At 70.8% G+C, this 26,901-nt stretch carries 28 protein-coding genes; 12 read left to right on the top strand and 16 right to left on the bottom strand.

Translation table 11 applies throughout. From position 1 onward, the window contains the following. Window positions 1–415 precede the first annotated feature (415 nt). Window positions 416–1,057 (bottom strand): DNA-3-methyladenine glycosylase, encoded by a 642-nt coding sequence (locus ACZ3OF_RS09710; RefSeq protein ID WP_361668816.1) that lies wholly within the window; start codon window positions 1,055–1,057, stop codon window positions 416–418. 107 nt (window positions 1,058–1,164) lie between these two features. Here ACZ3OF_RS09710 and ACZ3OF_RS09705 point away from each other — a divergent pair, with 107 nt between their 5' ends. The 3 genes from ACZ3OF_RS09705 (at window position 1,165) to ACZ3OF_RS09695 (ending at window position 3,198) form a co-directional block, all read left to right on the top strand. Then, entirely contained in the window at window positions 1,165–1,947 is a 783-nt protein-coding gene (locus tag ACZ3OF_RS09705; protein WP_361668818.1) for a sporulation protein, read from the top strand. 42 nt (window positions 1,948–1,989) lie between these two features. Continuing rightward, window positions 1,990–2,529 (top strand): YbhB/YbcL family Raf kinase inhibitor-like protein, encoded by a 540-nt coding sequence (locus ACZ3OF_RS09700; RefSeq protein WP_361668821.1) that lies wholly within the window; start codon window positions 1,990–1,992, stop codon window positions 2,527–2,529. 162 nt (window positions 2,530–2,691) lie between these two features. Continuing rightward, window positions 2,692–3,198 (top strand): HNH endonuclease, encoded by a 507-nt coding sequence (locus tag ACZ3OF_RS09695; protein WP_361668823.1) that lies wholly within the window; start codon window positions 2,692–2,694, stop codon window positions 3,196–3,198. 58 nt (window positions 3,199–3,256) lie between these two features. Here the strand turns inward: ACZ3OF_RS09695 and ACZ3OF_RS09690 are convergent, their stop codons facing one another. The 4 genes from ACZ3OF_RS09690 to ACZ3OF_RS09675 all read right to left on the bottom strand — a co-directional run bounded on the left by ACZ3OF_RS09690 (window position 3,257) and on the right by ACZ3OF_RS09675 (window position 6,540). Then, window positions 3,257–4,024 carry a sulfite exporter TauE/SafE family protein gene (locus tag ACZ3OF_RS09690; RefSeq protein ID WP_467303778.1) on the bottom strand — a complete coding sequence of 256 codons (768 nt, stop codon included), beginning with the start codon at window positions 4,022–4,024 and terminating at the stop codon, window positions 3,257–3,259. Between the two features lie 96 nt (window positions 4,025–4,120). Next, window positions 4,121–5,080, bottom strand: a complete 960-nt coding sequence (locus ACZ3OF_RS09685) for an SPFH domain-containing protein (RefSeq protein ID WP_361432351.1) — start codon at window positions 5,078–5,080, stop codon at window positions 4,121–4,123. A gap of 115 nt (window positions 5,081–5,195) precedes the next feature. After that, on the bottom strand, window positions 5,196–5,624 hold the full coding sequence (locus tag ACZ3OF_RS09680; RefSeq protein ID WP_361668832.1) for an NfeD family protein: 429 nt from the start codon (window positions 5,622–5,624) through the stop codon (window positions 5,196–5,198). Window positions 5,625–5,748: 124 nt separating this feature from the next. Further along, a complete protein-coding gene (locus tag ACZ3OF_RS09675; protein ID WP_361668834.1) occupies window positions 5,749–6,540 on the bottom strand; it encodes an ABC transporter ATP-binding protein in 792 nt (263 codons plus the stop codon). Window positions 6,541–6,692: 152 nt separating this feature from the next. On the opposite strand from ACZ3OF_RS09675, the gene ACZ3OF_RS09670 reads away from it, so the two are divergent. Then, window positions 6,693–7,478: a hypothetical protein gene (locus ACZ3OF_RS09670; RefSeq protein ID WP_361668836.1), complete on the top strand. Its 786-nt coding sequence runs from the start codon at window positions 6,693–6,695 to the stop codon at window positions 7,476–7,478. A 134-nt stretch (window positions 7,479–7,612) separates the two neighbouring features. Here the strand turns inward: ACZ3OF_RS09670 and ACZ3OF_RS09665 are convergent, their stop codons facing one another. From ACZ3OF_RS09665 to ACZ3OF_RS09655, 3 genes are all read right to left on the bottom strand, one after another. Further along, window positions 7,613–7,855: a chaplin gene (locus ACZ3OF_RS09665; protein ID WP_361432359.1), complete on the bottom strand. Its 243-nt coding sequence runs from the start codon at window positions 7,853–7,855 to the stop codon at window positions 7,613–7,615. A 147-nt stretch (window positions 7,856–8,002) separates the two neighbouring features. Then, window positions 8,003–8,647, bottom strand: coding sequence for a response regulator transcription factor (locus tag ACZ3OF_RS09660; RefSeq protein WP_361432361.1), 645 nt, complete (start codon window positions 8,645–8,647; stop codon window positions 8,003–8,005). Further along, window positions 8,640–9,785 carry a GAF domain-containing sensor histidine kinase gene (locus ACZ3OF_RS09655; protein WP_361668839.1) on the bottom strand — a complete coding sequence of 382 codons (1,146 nt, stop codon included), beginning with the start codon at window positions 9,783–9,785 and terminating at the stop codon, window positions 8,640–8,642. The genes ACZ3OF_RS09660 and ACZ3OF_RS09655 overlap by 8 nt, the downstream gene beginning before the upstream one ends. 171 nt (window positions 9,786–9,956) lie before the next feature. Here ACZ3OF_RS09655 and ACZ3OF_RS09650 point away from each other — a divergent pair, with 171 nt between their 5' ends. From ACZ3OF_RS09650 to ACZ3OF_RS09640, 3 genes are all read left to right on the top strand, one after another. Continuing rightward, window positions 9,957–10,661 carry an SDR family NAD(P)-dependent oxidoreductase gene (locus ACZ3OF_RS09650; protein ID WP_361669725.1) on the top strand — a complete coding sequence of 235 codons (705 nt, stop codon included), beginning with the start codon at window positions 9,957–9,959 and terminating at the stop codon, window positions 10,659–10,661. Beyond that, on the top strand, window positions 10,658–11,800 hold the full coding sequence (locus tag ACZ3OF_RS09645; RefSeq protein WP_467303769.1) for an S-adenosylmethionine:tRNA ribosyltransferase-isomerase: 1,143 nt from the start codon (window positions 10,658–10,660) through the stop codon (window positions 11,798–11,800). The genes ACZ3OF_RS09650 and ACZ3OF_RS09645 overlap by 4 nt, the downstream gene beginning before the upstream one ends. 302 nt (window positions 11,801–12,102) lie before the next feature. Further along, window positions 12,103–12,852 carry a transglycosylase SLT domain-containing protein gene (locus ACZ3OF_RS09640; RefSeq protein WP_361668844.1) on the top strand — a complete coding sequence of 250 codons (750 nt, stop codon included), beginning with the start codon at window positions 12,103–12,105 and terminating at the stop codon, window positions 12,850–12,852. A 107-nt stretch (window positions 12,853–12,959) separates the two neighbouring features. Here the strand turns inward: ACZ3OF_RS09640 and ACZ3OF_RS09635 are convergent, their stop codons facing one another. Beyond that, window positions 12,960–15,530: an ABC transporter ATP-binding protein/permease gene (locus tag ACZ3OF_RS09635; RefSeq protein WP_361668847.1), complete on the bottom strand. Its 2,571-nt coding sequence runs from the start codon at window positions 15,528–15,530 to the stop codon at window positions 12,960–12,962. A gap of 275 nt (window positions 15,531–15,805) precedes the next feature. Between ACZ3OF_RS09635 and serB the strand changes: the two genes are divergently transcribed. Then, complete coding sequence (gene serB / locus ACZ3OF_RS09630) at window positions 15,806–17,020, top strand: phosphoserine phosphatase SerB (RefSeq protein WP_361668850.1); 1,215 nt, start codon at window positions 15,806–15,808, stop codon at window positions 17,018–17,020. A gap of 90 nt (window positions 17,021–17,110) precedes the next feature. On the opposite strand, the gene ACZ3OF_RS09625 is transcribed toward serB, so the two are convergent. From ACZ3OF_RS09625 to ACZ3OF_RS09610, 4 genes are all read right to left on the bottom strand, one after another. After that, window positions 17,111–17,629, bottom strand: coding sequence for a SixA phosphatase family protein (locus ACZ3OF_RS09625; RefSeq protein WP_361668853.1), 519 nt, complete (start codon window positions 17,627–17,629; stop codon window positions 17,111–17,113). 66 nt (window positions 17,630–17,695) lie between these two features. Next, window positions 17,696–17,902 (bottom strand): hypothetical protein, encoded by a 207-nt coding sequence (locus ACZ3OF_RS09620; protein WP_361668855.1) that lies wholly within the window; start codon window positions 17,900–17,902, stop codon window positions 17,696–17,698. 171 nt (window positions 17,903–18,073) lie between these two features. Next, entirely contained in the window at window positions 18,074–18,190 is a 117-nt protein-coding gene (locus ACZ3OF_RS09615) for an SGM_5486 family transporter-associated protein (protein ID WP_361668856.1), read from the bottom strand. A 17-nt stretch (window positions 18,191–18,207) separates the two neighbouring features. Beyond that, window positions 18,208–19,548 (bottom strand): CynX/NimT family MFS transporter, encoded by a 1,341-nt coding sequence (locus ACZ3OF_RS09610; protein ID WP_361668859.1) that lies wholly within the window; start codon window positions 19,546–19,548, stop codon window positions 18,208–18,210. A 75-nt stretch (window positions 19,549–19,623) separates the two neighbouring features. On the opposite strand from ACZ3OF_RS09610, the gene ACZ3OF_RS09605 reads away from it, so the two are divergent. Further along, window positions 19,624–20,328, top strand: coding sequence for a FadR/GntR family transcriptional regulator (locus ACZ3OF_RS09605; protein WP_361668862.1), 705 nt, complete (start codon window positions 19,624–19,626; stop codon window positions 20,326–20,328). Here ACZ3OF_RS09605 and ACZ3OF_RS09600 read toward each other — a convergent pair. The 3 genes from ACZ3OF_RS09600 to fabG all read right to left on the bottom strand — a co-directional run bounded on the left by ACZ3OF_RS09600 (window position 20,273) and on the right by fabG (window position 22,342). Continuing rightward, on the bottom strand, window positions 20,273–20,677 hold the full coding sequence (locus ACZ3OF_RS09600) for a hypothetical protein (RefSeq protein WP_361668865.1): 405 nt from the start codon (window positions 20,675–20,677) through the stop codon (window positions 20,273–20,275). The two genes, ACZ3OF_RS09605 and ACZ3OF_RS09600, sit on opposite strands and share 56 nt — an antisense overlap. A gap of 163 nt (window positions 20,678–20,840) precedes the next feature. Further along, on the bottom strand, window positions 20,841–21,617 hold the full coding sequence (gene fabI / locus ACZ3OF_RS09595) for an enoyl-ACP reductase FabI (protein WP_361668867.1): 777 nt from the start codon (window positions 21,615–21,617) through the stop codon (window positions 20,841–20,843). A 5-nt stretch (window positions 21,618–21,622) separates the two neighbouring features. Then, window positions 21,623–22,342, bottom strand: a complete 720-nt coding sequence (gene fabG / locus ACZ3OF_RS09590; protein WP_361668869.1) for a 3-oxoacyl-[acyl-carrier-protein] reductase — start codon at window positions 22,340–22,342, stop codon at window positions 21,623–21,625. Window positions 22,343–22,527: 185 nt separating this feature from the next. Between fabG and ACZ3OF_RS09585 the strand changes: the two genes are divergently transcribed. From ACZ3OF_RS09585 to tyrS, 3 genes are read left to right on the top strand one after another with little or no spacing between them, the layout of a single operon-like run. Then, the gene (locus ACZ3OF_RS09585; RefSeq protein WP_361668872.1) at window positions 22,528–24,051 is read left to right on the top strand and encodes a TldD/PmbA family protein; all 1,524 of its coding nucleotides are present in this window, start codon (window positions 22,528–22,530) and stop codon (window positions 24,049–24,051) included. After that, window positions 24,048–25,442: a metallopeptidase TldD-related protein gene (locus ACZ3OF_RS09580; protein WP_361668874.1), complete on the top strand. Its 1,395-nt coding sequence runs from the start codon at window positions 24,048–24,050 to the stop codon at window positions 25,440–25,442. The genes ACZ3OF_RS09585 and ACZ3OF_RS09580 overlap by 4 nt, the downstream gene beginning before the upstream one ends. Before the next feature lie 54 nt (window positions 25,443–25,496). Beyond that, entirely contained in the window at window positions 25,497–26,768 is a 1,272-nt protein-coding gene (gene tyrS / locus ACZ3OF_RS09575) for a tyrosine--tRNA ligase (RefSeq protein ID WP_361668876.1), read from the top strand. Window positions 26,769–26,901 lie beyond the last annotated feature (133 nt).

Below are 26,901 nucleotides of genomic sequence, written 5' to 3'. Positions count from 1 at the left end.
ATCCGAAGATGGACGGGGTATCAACTAATCTGGCGTTGATTTTTGGCACGCTGTTGAGTTCTCAAGGAACGGACGCTTCCTTCGTACTCACCCTCACGGGCTTTCCTCCGGGCTTTTCCCTTCGGTCTTTCGTGTTTCCAACCTTACCAGATCCTTTTCCGTTCCGTTTCCGGTTCGGATTTTGTTTCCGGTGGCCTGTTGGCTGCCTTTGCCTTTCGGCGTGGTCACTACTTTAGCCGAATTCCCCGGCGGCTCATAATCGAGCCATTCGGACCAGATTTCGGCATGCCGAAATCCTCACCCGTTGGGGTTTGTCGTAGGTAGTGGATGGCCGCTCCGGGGTGCTTGTACAAGCACGTCCCGTTTCAAGCGGCTCGCCTACGTTAGGCGTCCGCAGCACGCGAGTCAAGTCGGGTCAAGAGGACCTCTTGCGGGGCACATGGGCGCGGTACGGGCTCACCGTCGGGTCGTCGTCGATCCAGAAGCGCCATGGGTGTGGGGCGCCTTCGCCGCCCACTCCCGTACGCGGGCCGTTCCGTACCTGGTCGGACGGGGGTGGGGTGCCGGTGAGGAGGGAGAGCGGGGCGTCCGGGCCGGCGCAGACGTCGGTGCCGTTCAGGGAGAGGGCGACGTCGAGGGCGGTGGCCAGACGCGCCGGTCCCTTGGCCAGTTCTCTGTCGTATCGGGCCGAGAGTCGACGTTTGCGTGCCTGCTCGACGCCCGTGAGGATCTGGCCCGCCCGCAGCAGCACTCCGCTCGCGTGGCCCTCGGGGCCGCACACCAGGTTGAGGCAGTGCCACATGCCGTAGGTGAAGTAGACGTACGCGTGTCCGGGCGGACCGAACATGACCGCGTTGCGGGCGGTGCGGCCGCGGAAGGCGTGGGAGCCCGGGTCGATCGCGCCGGCGTACGCCTCGACCTCCGTGAGGCGGAGCTCGATGGTGCCCTCGTCCGATGTCCGTACAAGGGTGCAGCCCAGGAGATCGGGGGCAACCTCCAGGACGGGGCGGTCGAAGAAGTCCCGCGGGAGCGGCGTACGGTCGGGGCTCTCGCTCATGGCGTCCGAGCGTACTGGTGCTTCCCCCGGGACGTACGGGGGAACCGGCTACGGTCGTCGCGCGTATGTAGAGGTCAAGACCAAGCAGGTCCAAGAGGGAGTTGTTCATGGGATTCAAGAAGCTGCTCGCGAGCCTGGGTGCCGGCGGCGCGTCCGTGGAGACGGTGCTCACCGAGGAGAACGTCGTTCCCGGTGGTGTGGTCCAGGGCGAGGTGCGGATCCAGGGCGGGTCGGTCGACCAGCAGATCGAGGGGCTCTCGGTCGGACTCCAGGCGCGTGTCGAGGTCGAGGGCGCGGACCAGGAGACGAAGCAGGACATCGAATTCGTGAAGGTCCGGCTCGGGGGCGCCTTCACGGTGCAGGCGGGTGCGGTGCACGTGGTGCCGTTCGGTCTGGAGATCCCGTGGGAGACCCCGGTCACCGCGATCGCCGGGCAGCAGCTGCGTGGCATGAACATCGGTGTGACCACCGAGCTGGAGATCGCCCGCGCGGTGGACTCCGGTGACCTGGACCCGATCAACGTGCACCCGCTGCCGGCGCAGCAGGCGATCCTCGACGCCTTCATCCAGCTGGGCTTCCGCTTCAAGAGCGCGGACATGGAGCGCGGTCACATCCGCGGTACCCGGCAGAAGCTGCCGTTCTACCAGGAGATCGAGTTCTTCCCGCCGCAGCAGTACCGCGGTCTCAACCAGGTCGAGGTCAGCTTCGTCGCGGACGACCGCGAGATGGACGTCGTCCTGGAGATGGACAAGAAGCCGGGTCTCTTCAGCGAGGGCAGCGACTCGTTCCGTTCCTTCAAGGTGGGGCTGAACGACTTCCACACGACGGACTGGGCCGCCTACCTCAACCAGTGGCTGGCCGACGTCGGTGGCAAGCGCAACTGGCTCTAGGCTCGCCCCCGTACAGGGGGTCAGCGATACGGAGGTACGGACGTGACCGAGGGGAAGAGGGCTCCGCTCCCTCACGACTTCCATCCGCCGGTGCCGGCGTTCACCGTGGTGAGCGACGACATCGTGCCGGGCGGTGTGCTGAAGGACGCGCAGGTGTACGCGGAGGGGAACACCTCTCCGCAGCTGCGCTGGGAGGGGTTCCCGGCGGAGACGAAGAGCTTCGCCGTCACGTGCTTCGATCCGGACGCGCCGACGGGCAGCGGGTTCTGGCACTGGGTCCTGTTCGACATACCCGCGTCGGTCACCGAGCTGCCGGCGGGCGCGGGTTCCGGGACGTTCGAGGGGCTGCCGGCCGGTGCCGTGCAGGTCCGTAACGACTACGGGTCCCGGGACTTCGGCGGGGCCGCTCCCCCGGCCGGTGACGGTTCGCACCGATATGTCTTCACCGTCTACGCGGTGGACGGTGAGAAGCTCGGTCCTGACGCCGACGCCTCGCCCGCGGCGGTCGGCTTCCATCTGCGTTTCCACGCGCTGGCGCGTGCCCAGCTGGTGGCCGAGTACGAGATCCCCGCGCACAGCTGAGCGTTCGTTTGTTGTTTGCCCGCTTCTGGTCTTGGAGAGATCAGAAGCGGGCATCTTTCGTTGCGCGGATATTCCGTTGTCCAACCCGGCGCGCCCGGCCAGAGTTGATCCAAGCCCGGAGCCCCGCGACGGGGCTGGGCCGGCACACGGGAGGTGGGCACAATGCGGGACACGCTGGTACTGAACGCGAGCTTCGAGCCGCTGTCGACGGTCACACTCAACCGTGCGGTGGTGCTTGTCCTCCAGGACAAGGCCGTCGTGGAGCAGGAGCATCCCGAGCTGCGTATGCGTGCCGCCGCCGTCGACATTCCGGTGCCCCGGGTGATCAGGCTCTGCCGCTATGTCCGGGTGCCGTTCCGAAGACAGGCGCCGTGGTCGAGACGGGGTGTGCTGGTCCGGGACCAGCACCGGTGCGCGTACTGCGGGCGGCGTGCGACGACCGTGGACCATGTGGTGCCGCGGGCGCAGGGTGGTGGGGACAGCTGGCTGAACACGGTGGCGTCCTGCGCCGAGGACAATCACCGTAAAGCGGACCGGACTCCGGAGCAGGCGGGGATGCCGCTGCTGCACGAGCCGTTCGTTCCGACGCCGGCGGACGCGATGCTGCTGGCGATGCGGGCCGGTGAGCGGTCGGAGCTGCCGCAGTGGCTGGCGGGTTCGGCGGCCTGATCCCGTATCCGTACGTGTGCGGGCCCGCTCCCCTCGTCGGGGAGCGGGCCCGTTCCGTTCAGCGGAGCAGCAGCTGCACGATGGCCGCCGTGCCGACGACGACGATGACGCCGCGCAGGACCGGGGGCGGGAGGCGGCGGCCGACCTTGGCGCCGATCTGGCCGCCGATGGCCGAGCCGACGGCGATGAGCAGGACGGCGGTCCAGTCGAAGTCGGCGACGAAGAGGAAGAAGAGCGCGGCGATGCTGTTGACGATCGCGGCGAGGACGTTCTTGACGGCGTTGAGGCGCTGGAGGGTGTCCGCGAGGAGCATGCCCATGAGGGAGAGGTAGATGATCCCCTGGGCCGCGGTGAAGTAGCCGCCGTAGACGCTGGCGAGGAGCAGGCCGGTCAGCAGGAGCGGGCCGCCGTCGGGGTCTCCGTGGCTGCCGTGGCGTTCGCGGCGGGCCTGGACGGCCTTGGAGATCCGTGGCTGGAGGATGACCAGGACCAGGGCGAGGGCGACGAGGACGGGGACGATGGTCTCGAACGCCCGGGCCGGGAGGGTCAGCAGGAGGACGGCTCCGCCGAGTCCGCCGATCGCGGCGACGCTGCCGAGGCGCAGGACGCGTCGGCGCTGGCCCTTGAGTTCCTCGCGGTAGCCGATGGCTCCGCTGATGGATCCGGGGATCAGGCCGAGGGCGTTCGAGACGGTGGCCGTGACCGGCGGGAGGCCGGTCAGGAGGAGGACGGGGAACGTGATGAGCGTTCCCGATCCGACGATGGTGTTGATGGTGCCGGCGCCGACGCCGGCCGCGAATACCGCCAGTACTTCCCAGATGGACAACGCCATCTCCTTACAAGATCAGGGGCTCGCCTCCCCGCCCTGACGTCCGTCGGGGTCGAGGGGCTCGCACTGATCATGCACGACTGCGTGTATGTGTCAGTCGATCGGGGGCGCTTCGCGGCGTTCGGTCTCGTTGCCCGTACGGCTGCCGGGCACCGCGCCGGTGTTGAAGCCGGGTGCGCCGCCGCCGAGGTTGCCGAAGGCACCGGAGAGGCCCTTGAGGGCGTCGCCGATCTCGCTGGGCACGATCCAGAGCTTGTTGGCGTCGCCCTCGGCGATCTTCGGGAGCATCTGGAGGTACTGGTACGAGAGGAGCTTCTGGTCCGGGTCGCCGGCGTGGATGGCCTCGAAGACCGTACGGACGGCCTGGGCCTCGCCCTCGGCGCGCAGGGCGGCGGCCTTGGCCTCACCCTCGGCACGGAGGATGGCGGACTGCTTCTCGCCCTCGGCGGTGAGGATCTGGGACTGGCGGATGCCCTCGGCGGTGAGGATCGCGGCGCGCTTGTCGCGGTCGGCGCGCATCTGCTTCTCCATCGAGTCCTGGATGGAGGTGGGCGGCTCGATCGCCTTGAGCTCGACGCGGTTGACGCGGATGCCCCACTTGCCGGTGGCCTCGTCGAGGACTCCGCGCAGGGCGGCGTTGATCTCCTCACGCGAGGTGAGGGTCCGCTCCAGGTCCATGCCACCGATGATGTTGCGCAGGGTGGTGACGGTGAGCTGCTCGATGGCCTGGATGTAGCTGGCGACCTCGTAGGTCGCGGCCCGGGCGTCGGTCACCTGGTAGTAGATGACGGTGTCGATGTTGACGACCAGGTTGTCCTGGGTGATCACGGGCTGCGGCGGGAACGGGACGACCTGCTCGCGGAGGTCGATCCGGTTGCGGATCGAGTCGATGAACGGGACGACGATGTTCAGGCCCGCGTTGAGCGTGCGGGTGTAGCGGCCGAACCTCTCGACGATCGCGGCGCTCGCCTGCGGGATGACCTGGATCGTCTTGATCAGGGCGATGAAGACAAGCACCACCAGAATGATCAGGACGATGATGACTGCTGACATCGTGTTCCCTGTGCCCTTCGCTGCCGGTTCTCTGCCGGATGTGCCGGGTTGATTCCGATGATCGAGTTTTCCAGAACGCGGGCCGTCGTGTGGGGCGTTCGGTCAAGCGGCCTGGTCACATGACCACGGCGGTGGCCCCGTCGATCTCGACCACGTCGACCTGGTCGCCGGGTTCGAAGCTCAGTCCGGAGTCGAGCGCGCGGGCGGACCAGACCTCGCCGGCGAGCTTGATGCGGCCGCCGGCGCCGTCGACCCGTTCCAGGACGACGGCTTGACGGCCTTTCAGCGCGTCGATGCCCGAGGCGTGCTGGGGCGGTCCGTTGCGGTGCCGGGCCGCGATGGGGCGGACCACCGCGAGCAGCGCGACGGAGACGACCACGAAGACGACCACCTGCGCGACGATGCCGAAGCCGAGAGCCGCCGTGACGGCTCCGGCGATCGCGCCGACGGAGAACATGCCGAATTCGGGCATCGCGGTGAGGACGAGCGGAATGCCCAGTCCCACGGCGCCGATCAGCCACCAGACCCATGCGTCGATGTCCACATGGTCATGGTAGGGCGGCGGGGTGGACTCGGACAGGGCGCAGATCCCCCGGAGCATCGCGTGGGAGGTGCTCCCGGCGGTCTCGGGCCTCGTCGGTCACACCCCAAGGGCGTGTCCCCGGCCGCTACTTGAGCGGGAGGCCCTGGGCGGTGTACCGGTCGCCGACGTGCTCGACGACGAGCGGGAGGCCGAAGCATAGGGACAGGTTGCGGGAGGTCAGCTCGGTCTCCATCGGGCCGGCGGCGAGCACCTTGCCCTGACGGATCATCAGGACGTGGGTGAAGCCGGGGGCGATCTCCTCGACATGGTGGGTGACCATGATCATGGAGGGGGCGTACGGGTCGCGGGCGAGTCGGCCGAGACGGCGTACGAGGTCCTCGCGGCCGCCGAGGTCGAGACCGGCGGCGGGCTCGTCGAGGAGGAGCAGCTCGGGGTCGGTCATCATCGCGCGGGCGATGAGGGTGCGCTTGCGCTCGCCCTCGGAGAGGGTGCCGAACCTGCGATCGAGGTACTCGGTCATGCCGAGCCGGTCGAGGAAGGCGCGGGCGCGCTGCTCGTCGACGGCGTCGTAGTCCTCGTGCCAGGTGGCGGTCATGCCGTACGCGGCGGTGAGGACGGTCTGGAGAACGGTCTGCCGCTTGGGGAGCTTCTCCGCCATGGCGATGCCGGCCATGCCGATGCGCGGGCGGAGGTCGAAGACGTCGACCTTGCCGAGCTGCTCGTCGAGGATCTTGGCCGAGCCGGTGGTCGGGAAGAGGTAGCTGGAGGCGATGTTGAGGAGGGTGGTCTTGCCGGCGCCGTTGGGGCCGAGGATGACCCAGCGCTCGCCCTCCTTGACCGACCAGGAGACATCGTCCACCAGAGCCCGTCCGTCGCGGACCACGGATACGTCCACCAGCTCCAGTACATCGCTCATGAGCGCGTTGTCTCCCCTTGCGGTCGAGTCGTGTCGTCGCCTTGCGCCTGTGGGCGCGGCGTCCAGGGAAAACCTACGCCACTGCCGGAGCGGGCCGGTCCTTAGGTCCGGTACTTCCCTTCTCGGGTGCGGGGAGTCCCTACGCTGTGGGCATGCTTTCGGAACCACGCTCAGGACGGCTGGCCGCTTGGGGCAATGCCCTGTTGGCCGGATCGGTGTCGCCGGACGAGGCGGCGCTGGCCATTGTCGGGGACGACGCGGTGCACCGCGTCGAGGGGCTGCCGGGCGAGGCGGGGCAGGTCGGTCTGACCCTCGCGCTCGGCCGGCTGCGGCGGCTCGGGGTGACCGGGTGGCGGGTGGCGCTGCCCACGCCGGGGCATCCGCTGGGGCTGAGCGGGCCGCCGGACTTCAACGCGCGGGCGATCGAGGCGGAGGAGGCGGCGGTCGGTTTCGGCGCTCCGTACGGCCTGGTGCCGGAGGTCACGGAGGCGGGTCCCGTGGGGGACGTGCATGTGGAGGTGGTCTGGCGCTGCCTGTCGGTGCGGGAGGCCCCGCCCGCGGACGTGCCGTCGCTCGGTGAGGCGGAGCGGGAGCTGGCGGAGGCGCTGCGCGAGGCGACGTCGGTGCTGACACGGCTGGACGTGGCGGCCTCGGGCCCGGTGGCGGACGCGGCGCGCGAGGCGTACCGGGCGCGGGCGGAGGTGGGCCGCGAGGTGCTGGCTCCGGGCTACCCGGCGCGTGCGGTCAGGGTGCTGGAGCTGGCCCAGCGGGTGGGCCTGCTGATCGACCTGGCGTACGACCACGGCCACGGCGGCGCGGTGAGCGCCTCGGAGATGGCGGCGCGGGGTGCGGCGTTGCGGCCGGTGGAGCGGGTGGCCCGGCGCGCACAGGTGGCCGCCTACAACGCGTACGTGGAAGAACGCGAACGAGAACGCTGACCCTGGCGGGGCGGGGAGTCCAGACCCCCGGCCACGACCGGGGGGACGGAGTCCGCAAGGCGCCGCCGCGAGCGGCGCGACATGGCGGAGCCCGGTCCCCGGGGGAAATCGGGGGCCGGGCTGGGCTGGGGGCGTCAGTGGTTGATCGCGCCGTTGCCGAAGGCCGGGTTGAGCAGGCCGATCACGTTGACCGTGTTGCCCGAGACGTTCACGGGGACGTGGACCGGGACCTGCACCAGGTTGCCGGACGCGACGCCCGGGGAGTTGAGGGCCTTGCCCTGCGCGTCCGCGCCGTGGGCGGAGGCGACACCCGCACCCGCGGCGACGATGCCACCGGCGACCATGGTGAGGGCAGCGGCCTTCTTCAGGTTCTTCACTTCAGGATCCTCCTGGTATTCGCTGCGGCCGGCCGCCGCAGCACGCCATGGAGAACGCCCGCACCCCCGCCGGGTTGCGCCGAACGGGGGACATACACCCGACGGTATGAAGATGAGAACGGAAGTGCCACTTCCGTCTCATCCGTCTCACGAGGTCAGGCCGTGCCGCACCGCCCACAGCGCCGCCTGCGTCCGGTCCGCCAGATCGAGCTTCATGAGGATGTTCGAGACGTGCGTCTTGACCGTCTTCTCCGAGAGGACGAGCGCCCGGGCGATCTCCCGGTTCGACCGGCCGTCGGCGATCAGGCCGAGCACCTCCTGCTCCCGCTCCGTGAGCGTCGACCCGCGCCCCGTCCCGCCGTGCCCCTCCTCCTGGGAGAGGAGCGCCCCGGCCACCTCCGGCTGGAGCAGTACATGGCCGGCGTGCACGGACCTGATCGCGCCGGCCAGGGCGTCCGGGTCCACGTCCTTGTAGACGTACCCGGAGGCGCCGGCGCGCAGCGCGGGGACGACCGTGCGCTGCTCGGTGAAGCTGGTGACGATCAGCACCTTCGCCGGGTTCGCCAGCTCGCGCAGCTTCCGCAGCGCCTCGATGCCGTCCATGCCCGGCATCTTCACGTCCATCAGGACCACGTCGGGCCGCAGCTCCTCGGCCCGTGCGACGCCCTCGGCGCCGTCGGAGGCCTCCCCCACGACCTCTATGTCGTCCTGGACCTCCAGAAAGGTCCGCAGGCCTCGCCGCACCACCTGGTGGTCGTCGACCAGCAGAACGCGGATCACGTTGTCAGCCACCGGGAACCTCCATCTCGATCGTGGTGCCTCGGCCCGGCTGCGACGTCACGGTGAGTGTGCCGCCGACCCCGCCCGCCCGGTCCCGCATGGAGACCAGGCCGAGGTGCCGGCCGGCCCGCCGGACCGTAAGAGGGTCGAACCCCTTGCCGTCGTCGGCGACGGTGAGCAGCGCGCCCTGGCCGTGGCGGAAGAGGGAGACGGCGACCCGCTCGGGCTCCGCGTGCCGCAGCGCGTTGTGCAGCGCCTCCTGGGCGACCCGCAGCATGGCCTCCTCCTGGGCGGCCGGCAGCGCGCGCACGCCCGTGCTGTCGAAGGTGACGCGGGCGGTGTGGGCCCGGTCGAGGACCTGGATCTGCGTACGGAGGGTGTGGACGAGGCCGTCCTCGTCGAGCGCGGCGGGGCGCAGCTCGACGACGGCGGCGCGCAGCTCGTCCGCGGCCTCGGCCGCGAGCGCGGCGACCTGCTGGAGCTCGCCCTTGGCCCTGGCCGGGTCACGGTCGACGAGGGCGGCGGCGGCCTGGGCGGTGAGCCGGAGCGAGAAGAGCTTCTGGCTGACGGCGTCGTGCAGCTCGTGGGCGAGGCGCGAGCGCTCCTCGGCGATGGTGAGCTCGCGGCTGCGCTCGTAGAGCCGGGCGTTGGTCAGGGCGATCGCGGCGTGCTGGGCGAGGATCGAGAGCAGTTCCTCGTCCGCCTCGGTGAAGCCGCAGCCGCCGTCCGGCTTGGGGCAGCGCTTGTTGGCGAGGAAGAGGGCTCCGATGGTCTCCTCGCCGTCCTGGATGGGCAGGCCGAGGAAGTCGGACATGTCCGGGTGGGCGGACGGCCAGCCCTCGAAGCGGGGGTCCTTGCGGACGTCGGCGAGGCGCTCGGGCTCGGCCTTGTGGAGCATCGACGCGAGGATGCCGTGCTGGCGGGGCAGCGGGCCGATCGCCCGCCACTGCTCGTCGCTGACGCCGTCCACGACGAACTGGGCGAAGCCGCCGTGGTCGTCCGGCACGCCCAGCGCCGCGTACTCGGCGTCGAGCAGCTCACGGGCGGAGGCCACGATCGTCTTGAGGACGTCGCGCACCTCCAGGTGGCGGCTCATCGCCAGGAGCGCGGTGCTCACGGCGGCCAGGCCGGAGCTGGGTCGATGACTCATGAATTCACCGTACCGGTGGGCTGTGACCGTGCGTATCCGTCCGCGGACGGCGGTCGCCTAGGACTCGGGGACTAGGCCGAAGTGCCTTGGGCGTCCGGGGCCCGGGGACGAGGCGGCGGGCGGGGTGGCGGGCGAAAGCTGGATCCATCGCCAGGAGAGGGGATGGATGTCATGGGTGTCGCGGTGATCACGGGGGCGTCGAAGGGGCTGGGGCGTGCGCTGGCCGGTGCGCTGGCGGCGCGGGGCTGGGATCTGGTGCTCGACGCGCGGACGCCGGAGGTGCTCGCCGAGAGTGCCCGGGCGGCACGCGCGCGTGGGGCGCGCGTCGTGGCGCTCGCCGGGGATGTGACGGACGCGGCGCACCGCCGGGAGCTGGTGGCCGCCGCGGAGGAGCTCGGTGGCCTGGATCTGCTGGTGCACAACGCGAGCGCGCTGGGGGCCGAGCCACTGGTGCGTCTGGAGGCCCTGTCGCCGGCCGGTCTGCGGGCTGCGCTGGAGACGAACGTGGTGGCCGCGCTGGGTCTCGTACAGGAGGCGCTGCCGCTGCTCAGGGCGAGCGGGGCGGGGACGGTGGTCGCGGTGACGTCGGACGCGGCGGTGGAGGCGTACGGGAAGTGGGGCGGTTACGGGGCGTCGAAGGCGGCCCTCGACCAGCTGGCGGCCGTGCTGGCCGTCGAGGAGCCGGGACTGCGGGTGTGGGCGGTGGATCCGGGTGACATGGCCACGGACCTGTACGCGGCGGCCGTTCCGGGCGACGACGATCCGCGTCCGGCTCCGGAGTCGGTGGTGCCCGGGTTCCTCGCTCTCCTCGACCGCAGGCCGCCCAGCGGCCGGTACACGGCCGCGGGGCTCCTCGGGGCGGAGGGGGTCCGATGAGCGTGCTCGAGGCCCTCTGTGTGCCCGCGGAGCTCTCGGCGCGGGTGCCGGCCGAGCAGCGGGCGCCGGGGCGGCGGCGGGACGACGTGCGGCTGATGGTGTCGCGCGGGACGGAGGTGTCGCACCACGCGTTCCGGGAGCTGCCGGGGCAGCTGCGGGCCGGGGACGTGCTGGTCGTGAACACGAGCACGACGCTCGCGGCCGCCGTGACCGGGCGGCTGGGCGCCGACGGCGGCGGGGAGAGGGTGGTCGTCCACTTCTCGACGCGCGGGGAGGACGGCCGCTGGGCCGTCGAGCTGCGGGAGCCGGACGGGAGGGGCAGTACCCGGCCGCGGCCGGGCGGACCGGAGGGGATGGTGGTCCGGCTGCCCGGGGGGCCGGCGCTCGGGGGCGCGGCCCGGCTCGTCCTGACCGAGCCCCTGGCTCCCGGGGCGGCGCGGCTGTGGTGGGCGCGGGTGGACACGTCCGTTCCGGCCCTGCTGGCGCGGTACGGGCGCCCCATCCGGTACGGGTACACGGAGCGGGACCAGCCGCTCTCCGCGTACCAGACGGTGTTCTCTCTCCCCTCCCCCGACGGCGCGGGGTCGGCGGAGATGCCGAGCGCGGGCCGGCCGTTCACGGCCCGGCTGGTGGCGGAGCTGGTGAGCCGGGGGATCCAGTTCGCTCCGCTCACCCTTCATACGGGGGTGGCGTCGGCGGAGGCGCACGAGCCGCCCTACCCGGAGCGCTTCGAGGTGCCTGCGACGACGGCGCGGCTGGTGAACGCGGCGAGGGCGGGCGACGAGGGGGGCTCTCGGGGCGGTTCCCTGGAGGGGCGGCGGCGGGCGCCGGGTGGGCGGGTGATCGCCGTGGGGACGACGGCCGTACGGGCGCTGGAGTCGGCCGCGGCCGGCGGGGGTGAGGTGCGGGCGATGTCCGGGTGGACGGACCTCGTCGTGACCCCGGCGCGCGGGGTGCGCGTGGTGGACGGACTGCTGACCGGGCTGCACGAGCCCCGGGCCTCGCACCTGCTGATGCTGGAGGCGATCGCCGGGCAGACCGCTCTGCACCGTGCCTATACCGAGGCCGTACAAGAGCTCTACCTGTGGCACGAGTTCGGCGACGTCCACCTCCTCCTCCCGGAGGAGGGTCCTCACTGAGTGCATTGCGTGAGCAACGCCTGGTGAGGCTGTTACCTGCCCGATGTGAGCCCGGGCATAGGACGCAGGTCACTTACGAAGACCCCTAGTGGTTCCGTAATGGGGAGATAGGGACCGCATGAGCGGGTCCTATGGGGGTTTTGGTGCGCTATGCACGGGCCCCTGATCCACTACCCGAGGTCGTACGTCACACCTTTGCCACAGCATTTTGCTGCCGCTAAGAATTGCGTTCGTCGCCGCCGAGCAGGCGCAGCGCCGCCCCGGCCTGAGCGACCCCCAGCGATTCGAAGAGGTAGTCCCGCATGTCCCAGAACCCTGGTCACTATCGCCTGAAGAAGACGCACAAGGCTTCCCTTGCCGGCGTCGCCGCCCTTGGCGCCGTCGCCCTCGGTTTCACCCTGGTCCCCGGCAACGCCGCCGCCGAGACCGAGCCCCAGGCACTCAGCAACACCCAGCAGATCGCGTTGGCCTACGACGCGAACAGCCCGCAGGCCAAGGCCCTGCACTCGAGCCTCACCGAGCAGCAGAACGCGATCACGCTGAAGGCCAAGGCCGAGGCGGACGCGAAGGCCGCCGCCGAGGCGAAGGCGAAGGCCGCCAAGGCCGCCGCCGACGCGAAGGCCAAGGCCGACGCCAAGGCCGCCGCCGAGGCCAAGGCCAAGGCCGAGGCGAAGAAGCGCGCCGAGGCGAAGGCCGCCGCGAGCCGTGCCGCCGCCCGCCAGCCGGTCTTCGCGAACAACCTCGACGGCTGGATCCGCGAGGCGCTGTTCATCATGGACAAGCACAATATTCCGGGCTCGTACAACGGCCTGCACAAGAACATCATGCGTGAGTCCAGCGGTAACCCGCGGGCCATCAACAACTGGGACATCAACGCCATCAACGGCGTGCCCTCGAAGGGCCTGCTCCAGGTCATCTACCCGACCTTCAAGGCCTACCACGTCCCGGGCACCAAGTTCGACCAGTACGACCCGGTCGCCAACATCGTCGCCGCCGCCAACTACGCGGCCGACCGCTACGGCTCGATCGACAACGTCAACAGCGCGTACTGAGCCTGTCGGCACGTACGGAACTTGTCGGCACCGCGCCCGGCAGGACCACGCGAAGGGCGGCACCCCGTGCAGGGGTGCCGCCCTTCGGCGTCTCGTACGGCCCGCGGTTACTTGCGCATGACCTCGGGCTCGTGGCGGCGCAGCAGGCGCGCCACCACGAAGGCGCAGACGACGCCGATGAGCACCAGGACCGTGAGGTTGAAGCCCCACTGGCCGACCGTGCTGTCCCACAGCGGGTCCAGGTTGGTCGGGTCCTTCGGGTCCCACGGCGGCATCAGGTGGCCGAGGTCGAGCGTCGAACCCGCGGCCGCGATGGCCCAGCGCGAGGGCATGAGCCAGGCGAACTGCTCCAGGCCGGGCGATCCGTAGACCTGGAAGAGGATGCCGGTGAAGACGACCTGGACGATCGCGAACATCACGAGCAGCGGCATGGTCTTCTCGGCGGTCTTCACCAGCGAGGAGATGACCAGGCCGAACATCATCGAGGTGAAGCCGAGCGCGATGATCGTGACGCAGAGCTCGACGGCCGGCGGCAGGACCAGGCCCTCCTCCGGCAGCTCGCGGGTGGCGAAGCCGATGCCGCAGATGATCACGCCCTGGAAGGCGGTGATCAGGCCGAGCACGATGACCTTGGACATCAGGTACGCCGAGCGGGACAGGCCGGTCGCCCGCTCGCGTTCGTAGATGACCCGTTCCTTGATCAGCTCACGTACGGAGTTGGCGGCGCCGCTGAAGCACATGCCGACCGCGAGGATCAGCATGATCGTGCCGGCGTCTCCGTTGAAGCGGGAGGGCGGCGTGGGCTTGCCGAGGCCGAAGTCGGCGGGGATGACGACCGACACCGCGCCGAGGACGGCCGGCAGGATCACCATCAGACCCATGAAGCCCTTGTCCGACGCAATCACCGAGGCGTAGCGGCGGATCAGGGTCCACAGCTGGGAGCCCCAGCCCTGCGGCTTGGGCGGCCTGGCCATCGCCTGCTGCGGCATCTGGACGGGCTGGGCGGCGACGGCGTCGATGTCCGCGGCGTACATCTGGTAGTGCTGCGAGCCCTTCCAGCGGCCCGCCCAGTCGTAGTCGCGGTAGTTCTCGAAGGCGGAGAAGACGTCGGCCCAGGTGCTGTAGCCGAAGAAGTTCAGCGCTTCCTCCGGCGGACCGAAGTAGGCCACGGAGCCGCCGGGCGCCATCACGAGCAGCTTGTCGCAGAGGCCGAGCTCGGCCACCGAGTGCGTGACGACGAGGACCGTACGGCCGTCGTCGGCGAGGCCGCGCAGCAGCTGCATGACGTCGCGGTCCATGCCCGGGTCGAGGCCGGAGGTCGGCTCGTCCAGGAAGATCAGCGACGGCTTGGTGAGGAGCTCCAGGGCGACGGAGACGCGCTTGCGCTGGCCACCGGAGAGGGAGGTGACCTTCTTCTCCTTGTGGATGTCGAGCTTGAGCTCGCGCAGCACCTCGTCGATGCGGGCCTCGCGCTCGGCCGGCGCGGTGTCGCCGGGGAAGCGGAGCTTGGCCGCGTAGCGCAGCGCCTTCTGAACGGTCAGCTCCTTGTGCAGGATGTCGTCCTGCGGGACCAGACCGATGCGCTGGCGCAGCTCGGCGAACTGCTTGTAGAGGCTCCGGTTGTCGTAGAGGACGTCGCCCTCGTTGGCCGGGCGATAGCCGGTGAGCGCCTTGAGCAGCGTGGACTTGCCGGAGCCCGAGGGGCCGATGACGCCGATGAGCGACTTCTCGGGGACGCCGAAGCTGACGTCCTTGAGGATCTGCTTGCCGCCGTCGACCGTGACCGTGAGGTGCCGGGCCGAGAAGGAGACCTCACCGGTGTCGACGAACTCCTCGAGCTGGCCGCCGACCATCCGGAAGGTCGAGTGACCGACGCCGACGATGTCGTTGGGGCCGATGAGGACGGAGCCGCCCTTGGCGATCGGCTGACCGTTGACGTACGTGCCGTTGTGAGAACCGAGGTCGCGGATCTCGAAGCGGCCGTCGGGCGTCGCGTGGAACTCGGCGTGGTGGCGCGAGACCTGGAGGTCGGAGACGACCAGTTCGTTCTCGAGCGCACGACCGATGCGCATGACGTGACCGAGGGCCAGCTGGTGGAACGTGGTGGGGCTGCGGTCGCCGTAGACCGGCGGCGCCCCCGCGGCGCCGCCACTCCGGCCGGGCGTCTTCTGCGCCAACTGCTCGGCGGGGCCGCCCTGCTGGTGCGGGAGGTGCGGCTGCTGGTGCTGCGGAGCCTGCTGCTGCCAGGCCTGCTGTTGGGCCTGCTGCGGCGGGGCCTGATGGGTCGCCCAGTCGGCCTGTGCGGCGGCCTGCTGGGCGTTCGGGGCCGCGTTCGGCGCGGCGTGCGCCGCGGCCTGCTGCTGCGGGGCCGGGGCACCGGCGGCGAGATTCAGCCGCGGGCCGTCGGTCGCGTTGCCGAGGTGCACCGCGGATCCGGGGGCGATCTCCATCTGGTGGATCCGCTGCCCCTGGACGAAGGTGCCGTTGGTCGAGCCGTGGTCCTCGATGACCCAACTCCGGCCGCCCCAGCTGATGGTGGCGTGTCGCCACGAGACCCTGGCGTCGTCGATCACCAGGTCACCCTGTGGATCACGCCCCAGGGTGTACGACCTGGACGGATCGAGCGTCCAGGTCCTTCCGTTCAATTCCAGTACGAGTTCTGGCACTCCATGCCCCACTATTTGTCCCCCGATGTACCCCCGTCGCGGGAGTCTTAGGGATGGCGAACATCGGGGGGAACTATTTCAGGCCGGGCCCGTACTCCGAAAGTCGGGCCGTGTGAAGACCCCGCAGAGAGGTGTTCGGCACGCGGCCGGTGATCCGCCGGAGTCACCGGTACGGCGGTGCGAGCGTCGCCGTGACGGCCTACGGTGGCTGTGTGCGGCCAGCCGGGTGTCCGGTACGCGGGACGGGGTGACTGGTGGCACGCGGTGCCCGATACGGTGGAAGCACCATGAGCGCAACGCAGACCTCAGACGTTCCCACTCTTCTCGTCAAGATCTTCGGGAAGGACCGTCCCGGGATCACCGCCGGGCTCTTCGACACCCTCGCCGCCTACTCCGTCGACGTCGTGGACATCGAGCAGGTCGTCTCCCGCGGCCGCCTCGTCCTGTGCGCGCTCGTCACCGAGCCGACCGTCGCCTCCCAGGGCGAGCTGCGGGCGACCGTCCACAGCTGGGCGGAGTCGCTGAAGCTCCAGGCCGAGATCATCTCCGGCACCGGTGACAACCGTCCGCGCGGCAGTGGCCGCTCGCACGTCACCGTGCTCGGGCACCCGCTGACCGCCGAGCAGACCGCCGCAATAACGGCGCGGATCGCCGGGACCGGCGGAAACATCGACCGCATCTTCCGGCTGGCGAAGTATCCGGTGACGGCCGTCGAGTTCGCCGTCTCGGGCTGCGAGACCGAGCCGCTGCGGACGGCGCTGGCCACCGAGGCGCACGGCATCGGGGTGGACGTGGCCGTCGTCTCGGCCGGACTGCACCGCCGCGCCCAGCGGCTGGTCGTCATGGACGTCGACTCCACGCTCATCCAGGACGAGGTGATCGAGCTCTTCGCGGCGCACGCGGGCTGTGAGGACAAGGTCGCCGAGGTCACCGCGGCGGCGATGCGCGGCGAGCTGGACTTCGAGCAGTCCCTCCACGCGCGCGTGGCGCTGCTGGCCGGGCTCGACGCCTCGGTGGTGGACAAGGTCCGCACCGAGGTACGGATGACACCCGGTGCCCGCACTCTGATCCGGACGCTCAAGCGGCTCGGATACCAGGTGGGTGTGGTCTCGGGCGGGTTCACCCAGGTCACGGACGACCTCAAGGAGCGCCTCGGGCTCGACTTCGCCTCGGCCAACACCCTGGAGGTCGTGGACGGGAAGCTGACGGGCCGGGTCACCGGCGAGATCGTGGACCGGGCGGGCAAGGCGCGGCTGCTGCGCCGGTTCGCGGCGGAGGCGGGTGTGCCGCTGTCCCAGACGGTGGCGATCGGTGACGGCGCCAACGACCTCGACATGCTGAACACGGCGGGGCTCGGTGTGGCCTTCAACGCCAAGCCGGTGGTGCGCAAGGCCGCGCACACCGCCGTGAACGTCCCGTTCCTGGACACCGTCCTCTATCTCCTGGGGATCACCCGCGAGGAGGTCGAGGCGGCGGACGGCGACGAGGAGCTGCTGCACTGAGCGGCCTCGTACGGACGTCGGAAGGCCCGGTCCCCTCGTGGTGACCGGGCCTTCCGGCGTATGCGACGGAACACGCGACGGGTGTACGGGTCAGCTGTGCGGCGCCCAGTAGTCGAGCAGCGTGCCGACTCCGTGCTCCACGGACTTCCAGGAGCCGTCGAAGCCGACGACGGCGAAGGCGGCGGTCGGGAAGCCGCCCCGGTTCATCCGGGCCGCGGCATCGCCCTCCGCCGCGCCCGCGAGGGCGTCGGAGAGCGCGTGCATCCCGGGGTTGTGGCCGATGACGAGGACGTTCCTCACCTCGTCGGAGACCTCGTTGAGCAGGGCGATCAGTTCGCCGAGCGAGGCCTCGTAGAGCCGCTCCTCGTAGACGGTCCTGGGGCGGTGCGGCAGCTCCTGGACGGCCAGCTTCCAGGTCTCGCGGGTCCTGACGGCGGTCGAACAGAGGGCCAGATCGAAGGTGATCCCGGTGTCGGCGAGCTTGCGGCCGGCCACGGGGGCGTCCGTGCGGCCGCGCTCGGCGAGCGGTCGCTCGTGGTCGGACACCTGAGGCCAGTCGGCCTTGGCATGCCGGAGCAGCACAATCCTGCGGGGTGTATCGACGCTCATGGGCTCCAGCTTCCCATGAAACGGGCCGCCGGGCGCAGGGTGTTGGGTCGCCCGCGGACGGTGTGGTCAGCGGGGCAGCGTCTGCTGGATCTGCTCCAGGAATCGGCCGACCGAGGGGTCCCCCTCCGCCGCGTGCGCCCCGCCCGGTCCCGCTATGAGCAGGAAGAGGGCGACGAACGCGGCCACGGGAAGGGCGAGCGCCCACCAGGGCAGCCGGGTGTCTACGCCGCCGGCGGACGGGGACGGGGTCCGGGTGTGCGTGCGGGCCGGCATGGCCGCCTCCGTGGGTCGGGACGACGTCCGCAGCGGTGACTGCGGCGATGTCTCCACGCTACGGAGCGCGCACCCACGAGCCCATCCGGTGATCCACCTACTTCACCCTGACACTCACCCCCTAGGGGATGGAGGGGTTAACCCCACCGCCCGAGGGCCGGCCGGGCGAGGTCATGGAGAGGCGATGGTGGCGATGACGGCGATCACGACCGAGATTCCGAGCATCGCGCCGAACACGAGCAGGAGCTTCTTCTGGCCGTTCTGGGGATTCGGGTCGAGCACTGGCATGCGGACAGTCTCGCATCTCAGCATTCGTCCTCGACCGTCCGGGCCCTGCCGGCGAGGATGCCGACGATCATCTGCGGGATCATCAGCCCGGCCATCAGCGCGATCGGCAGGCCCCAGCCACCGCTGTGCTGGTAGAGCACGCCGACCAGGAGCGGGCCGGGGATGGAGATGAGGTACCCGACGCTCTGCGCGAACGCGGAGAGCCGGACGACGCCCGCGCCGGTGCGGGAGCGCAGGCCGATCATGGTGAGCGCGAGCGGGAAGGCGCAGTTGGAGACGCCGAGGAGCAGCGCCCAGATCCAGGCTCCGCCGGCGGGGGCGAGGAAGAGGCCGCTGTAGCCGACGAGGCCGCACAGGCCCAGGGCGACGACGATCGGCCCCTGGTTCCTGAGCCGGGTCGCGAGGCCGGGGATGACGAACGCGAGCGGGACGCCCATGACCATCGTGACCGCGAGCAGCACGCCGGCCGTACCGGCGGGGACGCCGGCGTCGCGGAAGATCTGCGGCATCCAGCCCATGGTGATGTACGCGCCGGTGGCCTGGAGGCCGAAGAAGGCGGCGAGGGCCCACGCGGTGCGGCTGCGGCTGATCCGGAACGGGGCGGCGGCCTCGGCGGCGGAGGAGGTGTCCTCGCCCGCGGGGGTGGCGTTCTCGCCCGCGCTCCCGCCCGCCCGGCCGGCCGTGGCCCGCGCGCCCCGGCCGCGCACGAGCGGGATCCAGGGCAGGACGGCCAGGGCGGCGAGGACCGCCCATACGCCGATGCCGGTGCGCCAACTGCCGCCCAGCGCCTCGGTCACGGGCACGGTCGCGGCGGCGGCCAGGGAGGTGCCGAGGGCGAGCGCCATCGAGTAGAGCCCGGTCATGGTGCCGACGCGGCCGGGGAAGTACCGCTTGACGATGACGGGCATCAGGACGTTGCTGACCGCGATGCCCATCAGGGCGAGGGCGCTGGCGGCGAGGAAGCCGACGGTGCCGGAGGCGAAGGGGCGGATCGCGAGGCCCGCGAAGATCGCCGCCATGCCGGCGCAGACGACGGCGGAGGGGCCGAAGCGGCGGGCGAGGCGGGGCGCGGTGATGCCGAAGATCGCGAAGCAGAGCGGGGGGACGGAGGTGAGGACACCGGCCACGCTGCCGCTCATGTGGAGCCCGTCGCGGACCTCTTCGAGGAGGGCTCCGAGGCTGGTGATGGCGGGGCGGAGATTGAGGGCGGCGAGCACGAGGGCGACGACGACGAGCCGGGTGAGCCAGACGGCCGACCGGTCCGGTGCGGGAGAATCCGCCGTGATGGCGGCCGTGGCGGTGACGGGGGTGCGGGCCGGCGGGGCGGCGGTCTCGAGGGTCTGCGGCTCGTCATGCATGAGGGCCATCATAGAATCATGGGATGATTGGTTGTCCAATCCGCAACCAATCCCGGTCGAAATGGAAGGTGCGCCATGGCGCTCGGCTCTCCCCGGCGTTCCGGACTCTCCGATCAGGTGATCACCGAGCTGCGGAACCAGATCACGTCCGGCGAGTGGCCGGTCGGGTCACGGATCCCGACCGAGCCGGAGCTGGTCGAGCAGCTGGGCGTGGCCCGCAACACCGTGCGCGAGGCCGTACGGGCGCTCGCGCACAACGGGCTGCTCGACATCCGGCAGGGCTCGGGGACGTATGTGATCGCGACGAGCGAGCTCGCGGGCGTCATGCACCGCAGGTTCGCCGAATCCGATCCGCGCCACATCGCGGAGCTGCGCTCGACCCTGGAGTCCTCGGCCGCCCGGCTCGCGGCGCAGCGGCGCACGGAGCGCGACCTGAAGCAGTTGGACGCCCTCCTCGCGGGCCGCGAGGAGGCGTTCACGTCGGGCGACACCGAGCGGTTCGTCATGGCGGACGGCGCGTTCCACCACGCGGTGGTGATCGCCTCGCACAACGAGGTGCTGACCGAGCTCTACGCCGACCTCGGCCATGTCCTGCGGCAGTGGCTGCGGGACGACGTGGGCCCGGAGCTGCGGCCGGAGCACCACATGGACCACGCGCGCCTGGTGGAGGCTATCCGGGCCGGTGACGCGGAGACGGCGGCTGCCGAGGCGGCCGGCTATCCGTTCATGTGCCTGAGGAACCTGGGACCTGCGGAGGGTGCTCGGCCGGCTGGTGTGTGAGCCAGGCGGAACGGACCTCCTTCCAGCAGCGGCCGGTGAGCTGGGCGTAGGCGGTCGGGCCCACGTCGACGGGGGTGCTGTCGGTGTCCACGTCCCACCAGCGGTCGCACTCGACGTGCAGCTGCACGCGGTCGGTGGTGGGGTACGGGTTCTGGCAGTACGCGGTGACCCGGGAGCCCTCGACGACCGTCTGGCACGAGGCCCCGAAGTTCTCGGGCTCCCGCACCACCGGCCCCGGTGGCTCCTCCGCGGGGGCGGGGGCGGCACTGACCTCGGCGGCGACGCCGAGGCCGGCCAGGAGAGCGGCGGCCGAGGCGAGAACGGCGACCCTGCGGTGCGGCACGCGCATGCCCGTACCTCCTCCCCGTCCGTAGCCGGATGTCACGCTCTGATCCAGTCTGGGGTGGGTGGCCGGACTTTTCGACTCGGGCGGCGGCCCTCCCGTACGACGAAGGCCGGGCGGCCCTCCCGTGGAGGGCCGCCCGGCCTCGGTACGCGCGCGTGCGCGACGCCTACGCGCCGATGGCGTGCAGACCGCCGTCGACGTGGACGATCTCGCCCGTGGTCTTCGGGAACCAGTCGGACAGCAGGGCGACGACGCCACGGCCGGCCGGCTCCGGGTCGGCGAGGTCCCACGTCAGCGGGGAGCGGCTGTCCCAGACCGCGGCCAGCTCGCCGAAGCCGGGGATCGACTTCGCGGCCATCGAGCCGATCGGGCCCGCCGAGATCAGGTTGCAGCGGATGCCCTGCTTGCCCAGGTCACGCGCCATGTAGCGGTTGGTGGCCTCCAGCGCCGCCTTGGCCGGGCCCATCCAGTCGTACTGCGGCCAGGCGAACTGCGCGTCGAAGGTGAGGCCGACGACCGAGCCGCCCTGGTTCATCAGCGGCAGCAGCGCCATCGTCAGGGACTTCAGCGAGAAGGCCGAGACGTGCATGGCCGTGGCCACGGACTCGAACGGCGTGTTCAGGAAGTTGCCGCCGAGGGCGTCCTGCGGGGCGAAGCCGATGGAGTGGACGATGCCGTCGAGCCGGTCACCGAGGTGCTCGCGGACCTGGCCCTCCAGGCGGGCGAGGTGCTCGTCGTTGGAGACGTCCAGCTCCAGGACCTTGACCTTGTCGGGCTCGGGCAGCTTCTTGGCGATGCGCTCGGTCAGCGTCGGACGCGGCCACGCGGTGAGGATGATCTCCGCGCCCTGCTCCTGGGCCAGCTTGGCGGTGTGGAAGGCGATGGAGGACTCCATCAGCACACCGGTGATCAGGATGCGCTTGCCCTCGAGAATTCCGCTCATGGTGATCAGTGACCCATGCCCAATCCGCCGTCAACCGGGATGACGGCTCCAGTGATGTACGAGGCGTCGTCCGAGGCGAGGAACTTCACCGCGGCGGCGATCTCCCCGGGCTGCGCGTAGCGGCCCAGCGGCACCTGGGACACGATGCCCGCGCGCTGCTCCTCGGTCAGCACCGCGGTCATGTCGGTGTCGACAAATCCGGGGGCGACGACATTGAACGTGATGTTGCGGGAGCCGAGCTCACGGGCCAGGGAGCGGGCGAAGCCGACCAGACCTGCCTTGGAGGCGGCGTAGTTCGCCTGCCCGGCCGAGCCGAGGAGACCGACGACCGAGGAGATCAGGACGACGCGGCCCTTCTTGGCCCGCAGCATGCCGCGGTTGGCGCGCTTGACGACCCGGAAGGTGCCGGTCAGGTTGGTGTCGAGGACGGACGTGAAGTCCTCCTCGCTCATGCGCATCAGGAGCTGGTCCTTGGTGACCCCGGCGTTCGCCACCAGGACCTCCACCGGACCGTGCTTCTCCTCGATCTCCTTGTACGCCTGCTCGACCAGCTCACCGTCGGTGATGTCGCACTTGACGGCCAGGCAGCCCAATTCGGTCAGGGCGGCCGGCGGCTCACCGGAGCGGTACGTGATCGCGACCTTGTCGCCTGCTTCGGCGAACGCGCGGGCGATGGCGAGGCCGATGCCCCGGTTGCCTCCGGTGACAAGAACCGAGCGGCTCAACGGATCACCCTTTCGATAGCGGTCTGGATACCGAAAACCTATCGGTCCGCTTCCGTCCACGAGGACTCGGCCCCTGACAGTGGCGTACGGATGTCACTGTCGGGTCCCTACATAAAGCTCTGGGCGTGGCGGCCGAAAGCGCGACATGATCGGGGTCGACCGGTCTCACACGACAGGAGACATCCGTGCCTCATTCCATCGACGCGGCCTTCACGGCGCTGCCGCTGCGAGCGCTCGCCGACGCGGCGCTCGCACGCGCGCGTGCCCTCGGCTCCGACCATGCCGACTTCCGTCTGGAGCGGGTGCGCAGCGCCTCCTGGCGGCTGCGCGACGCCAAGCCTTCGGGGTCGTCGGACACCACGGACCTCGGATACGCGGTGCGCGTGGTGCACGGCGGGGCGTGGGGGTTCGCCTCCGGGGTCGATCTGACCATGGACGGGGCCGCGCGGGTCGCCTCGCAGGCCGTCGCCATGGCCAAGCTGTCCGCCAAGGTGATCGCCGCGGCGGGCTCCGACGAACGCGTGGAGCTGGCCGAGGAGCCGGTGCACGCGGAGAAGACCTGGATCTCCTCGTACGAGATCAACCCCTTCGACATCCCCGGCGCCGAGAAGGGCGCGCTGCTCGCCGAGTGGAGCGAGCGGCTGCTGCGGGCGGACGGTGTGGCGCATGTGGACGCCTCGCTGATGACCGTCCAGGAGAACAAGTTCTACGCGGACACGGCGGGCACCGTCACGACCCAGCAGCGGGTCCGGCTGCACCCGCAGCTCACCGCGGTCGCCGTCGACGAGACGACGGGCGAGTTCGACTCGATGCGGACGATCGCGCCGCCGGTCGGGCGGGGCTGGGAGTACCTGACCGGCACCGGCTGGGACTGGGACGCGGAGCTGGAGCGGATCCCGGACCTGCTGGCCGAGAAGATGCGCGCGCCGAGCGTGGAGGCGGGGACGTACGACCTGGTGGTCGACCCGTCGAACCTCTGGCTGACGATCCACGAGTCGATCGGCCACGCCACCGAGCTGGACCGGGCGCTGGGGTACGAGGCGGCGTACGCCGGGACCTCGTTCGCCACCTTCGACCAGCTGGGGAAGCTGGCGTACGGCTCGTCGATCATGAACGTGACGGGTGACCGCACCGCCGAGCACGGCCTCGCGACGGTCGGGTACGACGACGAGGGGGTCCAGGCGCAGAGCTGGGACCTGGTGAAGGACGGCACGCTCGTCGGCTACCAGCTGGACCGGCGGATCGCGAAGCTGACGGGCCTGGGCAGGTCGAACGGCTGCGCGTTCGCCGACTCCCCCGGCCATGTGCCGGTGCAGCGGATGGCGAACGTCTCGCTCCAGCCCGACCCGGGGGGCCTCTCCACGGAGGATCTGATCGGGGGCGTCGAGCGCGGCATCTACGTGGTCGGCGACCGCTCGTGGTCGATCGACATGCAGCGGTACAACTTCCAGTTCACCGGGCAGCGCTTCTTCCGCATCGAGAACGGCAAGCTGGCCGGGCAGCTGCGGGACGTCGCGTACCAGGCGACGACGACCGACTTCTGGGGCTCGATGGAGAAGGTCGGCGGCCCGCAGACGTACGTCCTGGGCGGCGCGTTCAACTGCGGCAAGGCCCAGCCGGGCCAGGTCGCGGCGGTCTCCCACGGCTGCCCGTCCGCCCTCTTCCGGGGCGTCAACATCTTGAACACCACGCAGGAGGCCGGTCGATGAGCTCCCGTATCACCAAGCCGCACGAGATCGTCGAGCGCGCGCTCGAACTGTCCCGGGCGGACGGCTGTGTCGTCATCGCCGACGAGGAGTCCTCCGCCAATCTGCGCTGGGCGGGCAACGCGCTCACGACGAACGGCGTCACCCGGGGCCGTACGCTCACCGTCGTCGCGACCGTCGACGGCGCTCAGGGCACCGCGTCCGGTGTGGTCTCGCGCTCCGCCGTGACGCTTGAGGACCTGGAGCCCCTGGTGCGGGCGGCCGAGGCCGCCGCGCGGGCCGCGGGGCCGGCCGAGGACGCCCAGCCACTGGTCGAAGGTGTGGACACCTCCCCCGACTTCATCGACGCGCCGGCCGAGACGACCTCCGCCGTCTTCACGGACTTCGCGCCCGCGCTGGGCGAGGCCTTCGCCCGCGCCCGGGCGGGCGGCCGTGAGCTGTACGGCTTCGCCAACCACGAGCTGACCTCGACCTACCTCGGTACGTCGACGGGGCTGCGGCTGCGGCACGACCAGCCCAACGGCACCCTGGAGCTCAACGCCAAGTCGCCCGACCGTTCGCGGTCCGCGTGGACCGGGCGTTCCACCCGGGACTTCAAGGACGTCGACCCGGCGGCGCTCGACGCCGATCTGGCTAAGCGGCTCGGGTGGGCGGAGCGCAGGATCGAGCTGCCCGCCGGCCGGTACGAGACGCTGCTGCCGCCGACCGCCGTGGCCGACCTGCTGATCTACCAGCTGTGGTCCTCGGCGGCCCGGGACGCGGTGGAGGGCCGTACGGTCTTCTCCAAGCCGGGCGGCGGCACACGGCTCGGCGAGACGCTCTCCCCGCTGCCACTGACGCTGCGCAGCGATCCGAACGAGCCGGGTCTGGAGTCCGCGCCCTTCGTGATCGCGCACTCCTCGGGCGACGACTCCTCCGTCTTCGACAACGGTCTGCCGATGACGCCGATCGACTGGATGCGGGAGGGCAGGCTGGAGCATCTGATCACCACCCGGCACACCGCGGCGCTCACTCGCCTGCCCGTGGCGCCGGGGGCGGGGAACCTGATCCTGGACGGCGGTGGCGAGCGTTCGCTGGAGGAGATGGTGGCCTCCACCGAGCGGGGTCTGCTGCTGACCTGCCTCTGGTACATCCGCGAGGTCGACCCGGCGACGCTGCTGCTCACGGGGCTGACCCGGGACGGCGTCTACCTCGTCGAGAACGGCGAGGTGGTCGGCGAGGTGAACAACTTCCGGTTCAACGAGTCGCCGGTGGACCTGCTGTCGCGGGCCTCGGAGGCGGGCCGGACCGAGAAGACGCTGCCGCGCGAGTGGAGCGACTGGTTCACCAGGGCGGCGATGCCCGCGCTGCGGGTGCCGGACTTCAACATGAGCTCGGTCAGCAAGGGTGTCTGACCCCCATAGACTGAGTCACGGCGTGACAACCATCAACCAAGGAGACCGAGAATCGTGACGGACATCGTCGACGAGCTCAAGTGGCGCGGGCTGTTCGCCCAGTCCACCGACGAGGACGCACTGCGCAAGGCTCTCGCGGACGGTCCTGTCACGTTCTATTGCGGTTTCGACCCGACCGCGGCCAGTCTCCACGTCGGCCACCTGGTCCAGGTGCTCACGGTCCGCCGGCTCCAGCAGGCCGGTCACCGGCCGCTGGCGCTGGTCGGCGGGGCCACGGGCCAGATCGGCGACCCGCGGCCGACGGCCGAGCGCACCCTGAACGACCCCGAGACGGTGGCGAACTGGGTGAACCGGTTGCGGAGCCAGATCGAGCCGTTCCTCTCCTTCGAGGGGGAGAACGCGGCGGTCATGGTGAACAACCTGGACTGGACCGCGGGCCTGTCCGCGATCGAGTTCCTGCGGGACATCGGCAAGCACTTCCGGGTCAACAAGATGCTGACCAAGGACTCCGTCGCCCGGCGCCTGGAGTCCGAGCAGGGCATCAGCTACACCGAGTTCAGCTACCAGCTGCTGCAGGGCATGGACTTCCTCGAGCTGTACCGGCGGTACGGCTGCACGCTGCAGCAGGGCGGGTCCGACCAGTGGGGCAACCTGGTGGCCGGGCTCGACCTGATCCACAGGCTGGAGCCGGGCGCCGAGGTGCACGCGCTGGCGACGCCGCTGATGGTCAAGGCGGACGGCACGAAGTTCGGCAAGACCGAGAGCGGGGCCGTCTGGCTGGACCCGGAGATGACGACGCCGTACGCGTTCTACCAGTTCTGGCTGAACGTGGACGACCGGGACATCTCGACCTACATGCGGATCCTGTCCTTCAAGTCCCGCGAGGAGCTGGAGGAGCTGGAGCAGCTCACCGCCGAGCGGCCGCAGGCGCGGACCGCGCAGCGGGCGCTCGCCGAGGAGCTGACGACGCTGGTGCACGGCGCCGATCAGTGCGCGGCCGTCATCGACGCGTCGAAGGCGCTGTTCGGTCAGGGCGACCTGGCCGAGCTGGACGAGGCGACGCTGGCCGCGGCGCTCTCCGAGCTGCCGCACGCGCGCGTGGCCGAGCTCGGGCAGGTCGTGGACCTGTTCGTCGAGGTCGGCCTGGCGCCGAGCAGGTCGGGGGCGCGCCGGACGGTGAAGGAGGGCGGGGCGTACGTGAACAACGTGAAGGTCACCGCCGAGGACGCCGAGGTGTCGGCGGACGAGCTGCTGCACGGCCGCTGGCTGGTGCTGCGCCGGGGCAAGAAGAACCTGGCGGCGATCGAGGTCGGCGCGCAGGGCTGACGCCCGGGGCATGACGTGACGGAGGCCGGTCCGCGCATGACGCGCGTACCGGCCTCCGGCGTTGTCGAGGGGCCGCCGCGGTGACACCGCGCAGACGGTGCGCTCGCCCACGGCCCTCGGGCCCCGCCGCGCC

Source organism: Streptomyces sp. NPDC022552, from assembly GCF_055561875.1.
The sequence above is the reverse complement of the archived record's forward strand: the minus strand, read 5'-3'. Positions and strand labels throughout refer to the sequence as shown.